The organism is Providencia rettgeri (assembly GCF_023205015.1).
Classification (GTDB): domain Bacteria; phylum Pseudomonadota; class Gammaproteobacteria; order Enterobacterales; family Enterobacteriaceae; genus Providencia; species Providencia rettgeri_E.
This window is the reverse complement of sequence record NZ_CP096258.1, coordinates 2,177,424-2,189,863: the sequence shown is the minus strand read 5'-3', so window position 1 is coordinate 2,189,863 and position 12,440 is coordinate 2,177,424. Positions and strand designations below refer to the sequence as shown.

Below are 12,440 nucleotides of genomic sequence, written 5' to 3'. Positions count from 1 at the left end.
TCACAAAGATAAACCACATTCAATCGTAAACAGATACCTATTTTCTTAATTTATAGGTGATTTACAAACTTAATTGTCTTATTCTGAGTTTATATTTTGTAGGTACACCTTTTTACCTACTCTTTTCTAATTGGTTCCTAAAAATTGGAGTCTTTATGATGAAAATTGTTTCTTATAGTACCAAACAGTATGACCGCAAGCACATGGAACAAGTTAATCAAAATTCTGGATTTAATTTTAGTATTGAATATTTTGATTTTCCATTGACGGTTCAGACAGCTAAAAATGCTGTTGGTGCCGACGCTGTCTGTATTTTCGTTAACGACGAAGCTAATCGTGCTGTTTTAGAAGAACTTGCCGCACTCAATATTCGAATTTTAGCTTTACGTTGTGCCGGCTTTAACAATGTTGATTTACAAGCAGCTAAAGAATTAGGTATCCAAGTTGTTCGAGTCCCTGCTTATTCTCCTGAAGCCGTTGCAGAACATGCAGTTGGGATGATGCTATGCCTTAATCGCCGGATCCACCGGGCGTACCAGCGTACGCGAGATGCAAATTTCTCTCTTGAGGGATTAACCGGTTTTAATATGCATAACCGCACCGCTGGCATTATCGGTACCGGGAAAATTGGCCAAGCGACGCTACGTATTTTAAAGGGCTTTGGAATGCGTTTACTCGCACATGACCCATACCCGAACCAAGCTGTTTTAGATTTGGGTGCTGAATATGTTGACTTAGATACTCTATATGAACAATCAGATATTATTTCTCTTCATTGCCCATTAACACCTGAAAATCATCACCTACTCGATGAAAATGCATTCAAGAAGATGAAAAATGGGGTCATGATCATCAATACAAGTCGAGGTGCGTTAGTCGATTCTGTTGCCGCCATCAATGCACTAAAATCACAAAAAATTGGCGCATTAGGTATGGATGTATATGAAAATGAACGTGATTTATTCTTCGAAGATAAATCTAATGACGTAATACAAGATGATGTTTTTCGCCGACTTTCTTCTTGTCATAATGTATTATTTACTGGGCATCAAGCGTTTTTAACAGAAGAAGCATTAACAAGTATCAGTCAAACTACGCTAAATAATATCCGTCAAATTAGTTGTGGGGAAGCTTGCCCTAATATTGTTAACGCATAGTTGGATCTGGGATTATGAAACGCCTAATTCCACTTACTATTTTGGGTTTATTGCTAGCAGCATGCCAAACTCATCAAGTCAATGCGCGTAATGATGACCAAGCACTTGAAAATAAATTGATGCACCACCGTTTTATTTTAACTGAAGTAAATGGTAAAACGATTAACAGTAAACAGACAGTCCCCTTCCTTGCTTTTGGCGAAAAAATGTTTGTTTCTGCATCAATGTGTAATGATTTCAACGGGTTTGGCGATATCAAAAACGCAAAAATTACCGTAAAAAACTTAAGTAGGACTGAACTCGAATGCGTTGATGAAGATTTATCCAAATGGGATTCAATGATAAATCGAGCACTGTCTGAAGGTGCGATAATTTCATTGAAAAACAACAAGCTCGTGTTAACTCAAGGCCATTACAAGTTAGTTTATACACTACGCGACTACGTCAATTAACGAATACAACCCGCCTCTTTTAGAGGCGGTAAACGTTTGCCAAGAAACACTAAACTGGCAGCTAGATAGACTATTTAGTCTTATCAAATAACAAATTAATATTCGAGGATTCTGCAATTCGTTCCATATAGTTGCGAATGTTTGTGCTAAATGCTAAGTGCTCAACTATGCTCAAGCTACGTAAAGTTGGAAAAATAATAAAATCATTAATATCAATGACTTCACCCCGTGTTTCTAGCCACGCATCTAATAACGACAGTTGGGGCTCTAATTCAACTAACAGCGTATGCGTTTCTTTTTTAAGCTCGTTTAAATCACCATAAGATTTTGATGTTCTAGCGATATATGCAGCTCTGGCTTCTGCTGTACTAATTTCAGGGAAATCAGTTTGTGTAAAACGTGGTGTCACAAGCTTATATACCACAGCAGAAACCGCTTTAGACCAAGCCTCTATTTCTGGCGCGATACTCCCACCAGCATATTTAGGTTCACTAATACTATCCACATAATGAACAATATCTAAGCTTTCAGGTAAATAACTCCCATCATCTTTTTGTAGAATAGGCAGCATTTTCCGACCAATCATTTTTGTCGGTGTTTCGATGTCATCATCGAATAACACAATTTGCTCTACCGCTAACTTTTTTAAACCAAAAATCATTCTTGCTCTGACACAAAATGGACAGTGATCATAAATATATAATTTCATTGTTAACCTCGCTAGTTTGGTATTAAAAGCCCAATAGGTTTTATACAGTATACTTCAGTGCCCATATTTATGCTTTATCACGCTTATGAAATTTTGTCTAACACTAGGAAAATAAATATGTTAAGTGCACAAAATCCCCAAAAAAAAATATAGGACATGCCACAATATACTCAGCAATGACAATACCTGAGTAGAATATGCTGTTAAAATCTATGGCAATTATCCTTTTTGATAATATTGAAACCTTTGATGTCATCTAACCTATTGAGGCACCAGATAGTTTTATCGCGAATAATTTAACTTAATAATCAATTGTTATGGCAACTTCAAACTATCGCAAATAGTATTGCACTTAAAATGGAATACATATGAAATCAAAATACTGAACATAACCTATTCTCTAAGTAATCATTTGAGATGATTTAAAGGTTTATTATATATCAATTTAATTGATATATAATAGATGTTATTAATTTCTTTCTTTGCTTTTAATACACGATTATTTATATTAAATTTTTAAAAACCAAAAAATTAACATGACAGAACAATAAATTAACCTTAAACCTATATCTGTAATATTGCCAGCCTATCATAACCAACTGATTTTAAATTAAAGATAAAATCTGCAGTCAAAAAAACAAAATAAAATTTTAAAAAATTAAATTTAAACATTCTTTTGTATGGAGAAATAAATATAGATATATTTACTTACTCACCGATAATAACCACAATAAAAATAATGTCATTATATTGTAAATGTTCAAATTATAAATAGAGATTCTCATCATAAATATGTTCATTAAAACTTTTAAATCCGTTTATTTTTTAATATACTATTGAGCGTAATTTAAATTAAGTGCATTAAATAATAATTTTCCTATAAAATTGAGGATGTCATATGGACATTCATACTATAATTGGTATTAAAATAAAAAACCGGAGAAAAGAACTCGGTCTATCAGGCGCTAATTTAGCTGAAAAATTAAATTTAAGCCAACAACAAATATCACGTTATGAAAATGGCATTAACAAAATTCCAATTAATCATTTAGTTGATATCGCTGAAGCATTAAGTTGTCCAATTGAATGGTTTTTTCAAGGTTACGTAAGTAATTCAAAATTAAATAAAAATGAACTATCCAAAGAGATAAGTCAAGAGCTAAGATACACAGCTGAAACAGTTATCGTCCCTTCTAAAGATCATTATTAATCGATATGAGATATTAATTTCATATAAATAAGATACAAGTAACATAGCTATTATATGCCATGTTACTTTCACTTTACTTACTTTTATATAAATAAAAAATGGCTAATCCTCTACATGAGGATTAGCCATTTCTCAAATTTTATAAAATTAGCCAACAGTATTATTAATAAATTTAATATATAAAACTTTAATCATAGGTAATATTGAAAACCATTTTAGAGTTAACTTCTCCAGCAGAGATTGCTCGCTCATATTGGTAATAACGAGCCTTATAATTTAAGTCAAGATACTTGGTTTGCTTGTCAACTAAATTTCCAACTTTATATTTTTCATTAAACATAAGTGGTTTATTACGGTTACGCTCTAAAACTTGTATGCCAACTCCCGCAGCTCCACTGGAAGATTTATTTTGATTAACCAAAACCCCTTGTCGGTTATTCATATTTTTTGGAATCTCACCGCTGAAAGTCATATTAACATTTGCAAAACCTGAAATACTAACCCCTCCACTGCATATTAAGCGAATATCAAAATCTTTTTCACCCGCAGTTGTTCCAGTACCATTCAATTGTGATCGTTTAATTGGGTCAAGATAAACATTTTTTTCCGTTCCCCCTTCAACTTGGCAAGAAGGAGAAACGATTGTTATGGCTTCTGCATCTAATTTAGTAATCAAAAATGGGTCATTATTTGGAATATAGCCATAAGATGTATAAAGACCACTAGCTATAGTTCCAGATCCCGTAACAGGAGCTGTTTTCACCAATGTTAAAATAAACTTTGATCCCGCAAGATAATAATTACTTGATCTTGGTGCATAAAATGTGTCCGGATACGTCATCCTCACCGCACCTTCTCGGTGGAATTTCATACCAATTCCTGGAACATTTGTCTGGTAAATTTTATTACCCACTGGAACTAGACTAGGCATAGTCACCGAAGCCGTTATCGGTGTATTTCTAGTACAATACGCATATATAGCACTTGAGTTTTCACGCATATCCCAAGTTTGCTCCGCAATGGTATCACCAACATTTAAGTTAGGGTCTACCACGACTCTCCCCATCTGCATATTTAATACATACGTATGAGTTGAGGTTCTATTACAATACGCAGAAGCATAACTAGCGGTAAGAAGCACACCAACTCCGATATACAAGCGAATTTGTTTCGTTATTGACATAAACTTTCCTTACTATCGCCAGCTTCTAAAGAAAATACACATTGTCCATTTTCCCACTTTATAATTGCAATTCTTGCGGTTTCACTACTAATAAATACGGTTCCACCTTGGCCAACAATACCTATGGACTCACCATCGCTATCAGTTACATTAGCCCCAAATGGCAATGGTTTATTTCCGGGTCTTATAACATTAAATGCAATATTCTTTTCGACTTTAGTACCAAATTTAACTTTAACGATACTTCCTTCATAAGGAACAACTTGTGTCGACGTATTATCAAAAACAATATCTGATCTGATTTAATGGCACCGCACACTTTTGTGAAGGATAATTAGTCCAACAACAAAGGTGTGAAAATGACCCAACGAAGAAAACCTAGAAAATATACTGATGAGTTCAGAGAAGAAGCTGTAAAGCTAGTCACTGAACAAGGTTACAGTGTTACTGAAGCAGCCAAATCATTAGGCATAACAACTAAGCTGCTTTACAACTGGAAAGACAAACTAGCCAAGCAAACTTCAGGCGAAGCATTAAGCAAAGATGAGAGAGCTGAACTGGTTAAGCTCAGAAAAGAGAATAAACGCTTACAGATGGAGCGTGAGATCTTAAAAAAGGCGAGTGCCTTCTTTGCGAAAGAAATGAAATAAAGTTCGAATATATTAAAGAGCAGCAATGGCGCTTTCCAATTAGCGTTTTGTGCGAGGTTCTAGAAGTGAGTCGGTCAGCCTATTACGCATGGCTGAGGCGACCAGCCAAGATTATTAGTGTTGAAGAGTTAATGCTTTATCGTCGCATGAAGAGGTTATTTGATGATAGCCGCAGTAGTGCTGGTGCCAGAACCTTAATGAAGTTGCTACGCAAAGAAGGCTTTAAAATTGGTATTTGTCGGGTTAAGAGCTTGATGAAAAAGCTCGGTTTAGTCGTTAAACAGCGAGTGGCTTATAAAGTGACGACTATGCGCAAACATAGCCATGCGGTTGCTGATAACTTATTGAAGCGCCAATTCAATCCAGCCAGAGCAAATCAGGCGTGGGCGGGTGATATCACCTATCTAAGAACGCATCAAGGCTGGATGTACCTAGCTGTTGTGATGGATTTGCATTCTCGCCGTATTATTGGCTGGGCGTTGAGTAAACGCATGACGGTTGATTTAACCATGAGAGCGATGCAAATGGCTATCAACCTGCGTCAACCCAAAGCAGGCTTGATCTTCCATAGCGACAGAGGCTCACAATACACCAGTAAGCGTTTTCAATCATTGCTATGGAGCAATCGAATTACGCCATCAATGAGTGGTTGTGGAGCATGTTTAGATAATGCTGTGGTTGAAAGGTTTTTCGGCAGCTTGAAAAATGAATGGCTATTAAATGTTTACCATTTAACCAGAGAAAGCATGAAAACTGATGTAGAGAAATACATCAAATACTACAACTCAGTTCGGCTTCATACTTCATTAAATGATATGTCGCCAATTGAGTTTGAAAGTGTAAGGAAAAAGTGTGCGGCCTAGCTTGACCAGATCAATCTTCGGGGCTTCCTTTTGGATCGATTTCAACATTATTTATGCGATATGCTCTAACATAAGGAGCAACTGCATAACCATTTCCATCAATTCGAGTTCCAGGAGCCCCCATAATTGACGCACCTTCTGCCCCTTTCGCTTCAATCAGAGCTAATGTTGTTGATGTATTTGGTGTTAATGTTACACCTTCAGAGTGCACAATAACTGAACCATTTGCACCGAGACCAAACTGACGATATCCCTGGCCTTGACTATAATTCGCATTCGTATTAACAAATGGTGCTCGATAACCAGTATTCAGGCCAATATTTTTTTGCCCACCATTTGCAACTGAAGTATTTATGCCATAAGTCCAATTATTATCTCTATCAAATGAACCACTCGCACCGATTTGGCTTGACCCAAATTTTTCATTATTAAATACCGTATTTGAGGTTAATGTTGCACTCTGACTTTCACCAAAATACAGTGGGTAGCTAAAGTTTATATTGATACGATCATCTTTTTTATTATTTGTATTATCTGCATAAACTCTCATAAGGGCGACACCATAAGAAAGGCGGTTAAAGTTATTGTTATAACTTAGTTGATATTGCTTTTCTGTCCCCGACTTATCCCAGTAATTAGAAATACGGCCCGTAAAATAAATCCCACCATAACCATCAGGAAGATTTTGATTCACTGTATAGCTAAAACCATTTTTCTCACGCCCTAGGGTATTCTCTACACCACGCTTATCATTATCTATCGCATATAATGCATTACTGACGTTATAGTAATCCTTCGTTGAATACCGATAAGCAGCTAATACTAAGTTAGTATCAGTTTGGGTAAATAACCGACTAAATGTGAAACGGTAACTTTGCCCTGTTTCTGTTCTATATTTGAATACAGTTCTCGACTGAGTTAAATCTACAGCAACAGCTCCATAGCCGGTGTTAACACCAGTACCCACTAAATAAGCTTGATAATCGTCAAATGCAGTAACACCACCATAGAGCGTAAATGTATTATTTAAGCCGTGCTGGATACTGCCTTGCATAATGAATGGTCGATTTCTCAATCCATCAGAATCTGCTTTACCACCAGCAACTTGATAACGTGTAAATCCAGGGCGTAATAATTGTGCTAAAGATGAATATGGCACGCTAAAGCTACTTTCACTTCCATCAGCTTCTTTTACTGTAACAACCAAATCATTTCCGTAACCGGATGGATAGACGTCCGTTAAACTAAAAGGCCCTGGTGCAACTGTTGTTTGATAAATAATAGCGTTATTCTGCATTACTGTTACTAAAGCATTACTTTGTGCTATTCCTCTGATTTCTGGTGCATATGTTGCCGTTCCATCAGGATACATATTGTCATCTGTTGCTATTTTTGCACCACGTAAACTAATGCTGTCAAAGAGATCACCATCCGTATAAAACTGCCCTGCTGTCGCTTTTGACTTTAGTTCAGCAATTGGCTTTTGCAGATATGTTTGATTACTATTCCAATTCGTCCCACCATGGCGCTGCCAATTAAGGTTTCCAATATGTTTCAATAACCAACCATCAAAACTTAAACCCGCATTTAACCCTAAATACGCACTAGCGTTATTTGTTCCTTTCGAACCACTAGTATGGTTATCATAATAGTTAGCCATATAGCCTATATTTAATGCAGGAATACCTGTATCCCAAAATTGAGGGGAAACATATCCACGGGAAACTCTCTGTTCATATATTTGCGGAACAGAAATATCTAAGCGCAATGTAGAAGAATGAAATGTATCAACGACATCTTTGTGATCATTCCAGTCCTTCAAAGGTAAACAAGTATTGCTATCTTTACTCATGGCAGGGTTTAGTTTTTCAATATTAATGCCAAAATTAGAAAGCATTTCTGGTGTATAACACACAGCTAATTGGCCATTTTTTTGTTCTTCAAAATTAAGATCGTAGCGTCCCTTCCAATTATTATTTGTATATACATCAACTGAATATTTTCCGGGGCTAATCCCTGAAGAATTGAATCGTGTTAAATCAACATCTTCTTTGCTACCTATAATAAAACCACTATTAAACTCATAGGTTGTATCTTCTTCACCCCAAGCATAAAACGTAGGCACTATGCATGCAGTGACAAAGCAAGTCACAGAGAGCGTATTGCTATATTTATTTATTAACTCTCGCTGTTTCATTATATATTCCTATTTAACGGTGGTTTTCACCGCAATATCTGAACCATAATCATTGATATTATTAATTACGATATGAGTTCCTGACCTTACGATTTGTTTTAATTCAACTATTTCTTGATTTTTTGGTTCTAATAAAATTGTTTTTTCATTCAACCCAGATCTACCATCCGTTGAAATTTTTGTAATAGTAATATAGTAAGGCGTTGGATTATCTATAATAATACTCTTACCATTGGCTTTTATAACAAGCTGCTCTGGTGCTAATTCACGGCTACTCAAACCTGTTGGACGATAAAAAAATTTAAATCTAGAACGAATCGCTAATTGTAATACATTTTGATTATCCCCATCTTTAGCTTTAGCCATAGGGGGAATATCTAATATATTCAACCACCACAAGCTTTCACGATCTTGAGGGATACTTCCTTTATCCATTAGTTTGATTCGTAAAGTTTGCCCTCCTTTAGCTTCTACACGAGATATGGGAGGTGTGATCTGAAATGGTGTTTTTATCGTGTCTGGTGTTTCTGACGCATCACCTGTATCAAGCCACGCTTGTGCGATTGCAGGACGCTCGGCAGTATTATTTAATTGCACGGTAATTTCTTTTTCATTTCCTGGATAAATAAACCGTGTACCGTTAACAATAATGTTATTCGCAAATGAATGCATACTAAAAATAAAACAGAAGATAAATACTATTGCTTTCATTTGAACCTCAAAATAAAAGCGGCAGTATACCTACCGCTTATCAAAGTAAAGCTATTTAAATTAATATCTAAAGAATACCTACTTAACCAAAACCAATAAGAAATTAACTGACTAGTTTATTATTGATAAGTAATTTCATAAGTTGCATAACTTTTAACTTCACCTGTTGTTACATCTTTTGGTGTAGAAGTTGCGTAGCCAACGTAATATTGGAAGCGAGCTCCATTTTCAACTTTATCCAAATCGCCTTTAACTTTTTTCTGAGATGGGTTACCAGGAATGATTTTACCCGATAAATCAGAACTATCATCAGTTGAAAGTGCTAATTGAATATTTTTAGCACCTGTAGTTTCAGTATTTGCTAAATAACCTTCTGAGTTACCTGATGCACCCTGCAGTAAGTTACCGCCAGTCCAATTAACATTTAATAATGTTTTATCAATAGCGGAATCATTAGTAACATCTTTAACATCTGCTGCAACACAGTTCGTTACGTCAATAACAAAAGACTTTGGTTTTAACAATGTATCCGCACCACCATCACGTACTTCTGCTAATGATACAGGTGCTAAGTAAACGCTGGCATCGCTGCCTTGACCATCAACAGAAACAGTACAAGAAACATCTGTTACTTTACCGTGAAAGTTAACTTGGCCGCCACCAACGTTGGTGCTTGCAGCGTTAGCTGTTGATAAACCAATAATAGTTGTTGCAATCGCAGTCAGTAGTACTTTCTTCATTTTTATTTCCTAATATGAGGGTATTTATTTTTACATTAAAAAGAACTGATTAAGTTTTGGTTATTGGTAAGTAAAAAATAAAAATCTGCTCATACATAGAGTATGATTTGCAGTTTACGTTTCACTTTGAACCATTTGTATTAATGCAAATAAATATATTTCTTAATTAGTCCTATTTAGAATTTATAATCATATGCTCTATATGATTTCGATGAGAGGATACATAATAACTTAAGTTTTATTAAATCGTTTTTTTCATCACTTATTTATTTTTTGATAGGCAAGGGCTATTAAAATGATCTATTGATTGGATTACCTGATAGTTAGCTTTCACTAATTTACTCGTAAACGGATTAACATTTAGATTTAAACGCAAACAAAATACGTATTCACGACAAAAAAAAACAAAAAATCATAAATATTTAGATTATTAAAAACGGCAAAAAACACCACATTTAGATTAGATTTCTATTTTCATTAATATATTGATACTTTTTGTTGCAAAGTAAGCGCGAAACACATCACTTATTGATCGTCCATTTAAGAATCACACATTATTTATATTAATGATTTGCGACTTATGAATATATGTCATATCTAACAATGATAAACCTTGAATTTCGCATTATTATGCTTGAATATCAAATTAACACATTATGAGTGTATATATACTTTTTTATATTAACAGTCTACTTTGGTTAAAATTAAAACTTAAAAAAAAATATCTTACGATATAAACATCTATTTTAACCTAGATTTCAAAATAAATGGAATATGGGAAATAAATTAGATAGAAGGAATAGTGATAAAATCGCAATATAATTCTTTATTCATTCAATATGCTGTTGACGTAAAAATTGGAATATCAAAGTATTTAGCCAATACCCATGTTAAAAAAAATTATCATTATTTTTGATATAGAATAAGAAAACCGGATCAACTGTACAAACTATAATCTACAAGATGTCAATTTTCTTGTTTTATAACCTTATGAAAATATGCATATTTTGTTAAAACGGATATCTTGTAAAAAACCGAACTGGATTACAAAATTTGGCATTAAGAATATTCCTAAATAGCTCTTTTAGTGCATTAAAGTGTGATCCAATACAATAAGTCATCGATAAAAGATGCTTTTCTCTTCTGCCATTTTCTACTATCAGGATAGTTTAGCGTCTTTTTAGTGAATCAATCCTTCTAATAAGCCCAGTTTATCTGGCGATTACATAACATAAGGTAGCTGTTTCTATTTTAGTACAACAAATTACGGGTTATGAGACATTAGTGGATAAAAATATTTTATATCAATAATTTGGCATAGAAAGCTCCTGACCACCTTACTAAATCCATATGCAACCATCAAAATGTCGTAAAGATCTCTTATAATGTGTTTATTGCGTATTTTCCATGTGCATTAACACCGTTATCTTGTTGATCAACATATGAAAATATACCCAACACTAGAAGTTATACTGGAAATAGTAATATCGGCTAATTTCAAGAACTGATTAATATAGAATAGAAAAATTATTAGAGAGGAACTACAGCAAAAATCTCACAAAATATTTCTGCTGATAGCTGTTAAGAAGTGAAAGATTGACTAGTGTTTGTTCTGCCGGTATAGAGCCCATTCCTCTACTTTTTCGCCTGATGGTAAAATACAGTACCCTACTTGCCCATCCTCTGTATTCAAAATTTCTAGTGCCCCCCCAATTTGCTTACAATATACTGATGCGGGATTTGCCATGCCTACATTCTTTGGCTCCATTTCAGTATTATTGGAAACACATCCAGAAAGAACAACCAAACCAGCTAACACAAGTATTTTCTTCATAAGAGATATTCTTCTGATTAATTTGAAACATCATTTATTATAATTGAGCGAAACCAATATAAACTCAATTTCATTCAGAAATGAAACAATATCGCATTAAGTGTTCAATATTGTATCGGTAACGGTCACTAAAAAAGCAATTATTGATGCTCTGCTTATATCTATCAATATCTGGGTTGTATTAATAAACTCACTTGCGTCGCTTATTGTCAAATAGGACAATTAAAACGCCAAAAAATGCGACCAGCAAGCTACCAATGATATAATTCTGTCTATCAAATGCCAGCCCTGTATCTTTCACACTCTCCCCATATACAATAGGAATGCTCACATCCATATTGTAAGAGATAATCGCAGTAACGAGACCAATAATTGTGAGCACCACCCCAAATGTTTTCATTTCTATCCCCTTATGTCGCTTTTACCAAAATAGATTAGCCAAGTATTTTGAGAAAAGCAAAATGAGAGGTCACAAATTATATAATATTTTCTTAAATGAAAACTTTGCAGCTTAACCTACAACGCGTAAAAATTAGTGGGTAGACAGTTTTAAAGATGGATTTTCATATACTCAAACTTTTAAGTCAGGAAACTTAATATTAGAGGGTTAACATCGAGTATTTATTAGAAATAATTATTATTATTAATAACGCAAATAATCACACCCAGTCTGAATGTGATTATTATTTTCTTTCATATAAAACCGCATGATACCGCGATTAAAATGTATAGAC

At 34.4% G+C, this 12,440-nt stretch carries 12 protein-coding genes; 4 read left to right on the top strand and 8 right to left on the bottom strand.

All coding sequences use genetic code 11. The features are described from left to right. The first annotated feature begins 158 nt into the window (after window positions 1-158). The gene (locus M0M83_RS10080; RefSeq protein ID WP_125894861.1) at window positions 159-1,157 is read left to right on the top strand and encodes a 2-hydroxyacid dehydrogenase; all 999 of its coding nucleotides are present in this window, start codon (window positions 159-161) and stop codon (window positions 1,155-1,157) included. 14 nt (window positions 1,158-1,171) lie between these two features. Beyond that, the gene (locus tag M0M83_RS10075; protein WP_213912766.1) at window positions 1,172-1,609 is read left to right on the top strand and encodes an META domain-containing protein; all 438 of its coding nucleotides are present in this window, start codon (window positions 1,172-1,174) and stop codon (window positions 1,607-1,609) included. A gap of 70 nt (window positions 1,610-1,679) precedes the next feature. On the opposite strand, the gene grxB is transcribed toward M0M83_RS10075, so the two are convergent. Continuing rightward, window positions 1,680-2,318 carry a glutaredoxin 2 gene (gene grxB / locus M0M83_RS10070; protein WP_248468386.1) on the bottom strand — a complete coding sequence of 213 codons (639 nt, stop codon included), beginning with the start codon at window positions 2,316-2,318 and terminating at the stop codon, window positions 1,680-1,682. 898 nt (window positions 2,319-3,216) lie between these two features. Between grxB and M0M83_RS10065 the strand changes: the two genes are divergently transcribed. Continuing rightward, window positions 3,217-3,528, top strand: a complete 312-nt coding sequence (locus tag M0M83_RS10065) for a helix-turn-helix domain-containing protein (protein WP_213912768.1) — start codon at window positions 3,217-3,219, stop codon at window positions 3,526-3,528. A 187-nt stretch (window positions 3,529-3,715) separates the two neighbouring features. Here M0M83_RS10065 and M0M83_RS10060 read toward each other — a convergent pair whose 3' ends face one another. Beyond that, window positions 3,716-4,711: a fimbrial protein gene (locus tag M0M83_RS10060; RefSeq protein ID WP_213912769.1), complete on the bottom strand. Its 996-nt coding sequence runs from the start codon at window positions 4,709-4,711 to the stop codon at window positions 3,716-3,718. Then, a complete protein-coding gene (locus tag M0M83_RS10055) occupies window positions 4,702-4,878 on the bottom strand; it encodes a FimD/PapC C-terminal domain-containing protein (RefSeq protein WP_248468385.1) in 177 nt (58 codons plus the stop codon). The genes M0M83_RS10060 and M0M83_RS10055 overlap by 10 nt, the downstream gene beginning before the upstream one ends. A gap of 192 nt (window positions 4,879-5,070) precedes the next feature. On the opposite strand from M0M83_RS10055, the gene M0M83_RS10050 reads away from it, so the two are divergent. Next, window positions 5,071-6,224, top strand: a protein-coding gene (locus M0M83_RS10050) for an IS3 family transposase (RefSeq protein ID WP_102140835.1) whose coding sequence is annotated in 2 segments (ribosomal slippage) — window positions 5,071-5,317 and window positions 5,317-6,224 — 1,155 coding nt in all. Because the reading frame shifts where the segments join, the coding sequence is not laid out codon by codon here. Between the two features lie 10 nt (window positions 6,225-6,234). On the opposite strand, the gene M0M83_RS10045 is transcribed toward M0M83_RS10050, so the two are convergent. The 5 genes from M0M83_RS10045 to M0M83_RS10025 form a co-directional block, all read right to left on the bottom strand. Next, the gene (locus M0M83_RS10045; RefSeq protein ID WP_336432237.1) at window positions 6,235-8,421 is read right to left on the bottom strand and encodes a fimbria/pilus outer membrane usher protein; all 2,187 of its coding nucleotides are present in this window, start codon (window positions 8,419-8,421) and stop codon (window positions 6,235-6,237) included. A gap of 9 nt (window positions 8,422-8,430) precedes the next feature. Further along, on the bottom strand, window positions 8,431-9,132 hold the full coding sequence (locus M0M83_RS10040; protein ID WP_248468384.1) for a fimbrial biogenesis chaperone: 702 nt from the start codon (window positions 9,130-9,132) through the stop codon (window positions 8,431-8,433). A 119-nt stretch (window positions 9,133-9,251) separates the two neighbouring features. Further along, window positions 9,252-9,872 (bottom strand): fimbrial protein, encoded by a 621-nt coding sequence (locus tag M0M83_RS10035; protein ID WP_213912771.1) that lies wholly within the window; start codon window positions 9,870-9,872, stop codon window positions 9,252-9,254. Between the two features lie 1,600 nt (window positions 9,873-11,472). Continuing rightward, a complete protein-coding gene (locus tag M0M83_RS10030; RefSeq protein ID WP_248468383.1) occupies window positions 11,473-11,706 on the bottom strand; it encodes a putative hemolysin in 234 nt (77 codons plus the stop codon). A gap of 190 nt (window positions 11,707-11,896) precedes the next feature. Beyond that, complete coding sequence (locus tag M0M83_RS10025; protein ID WP_102140652.1) at window positions 11,897-12,106, bottom strand: hypothetical protein; 210 nt, start codon at window positions 12,104-12,106, stop codon at window positions 11,897-11,899. Window positions 12,107-12,440 lie beyond the last annotated feature (334 nt).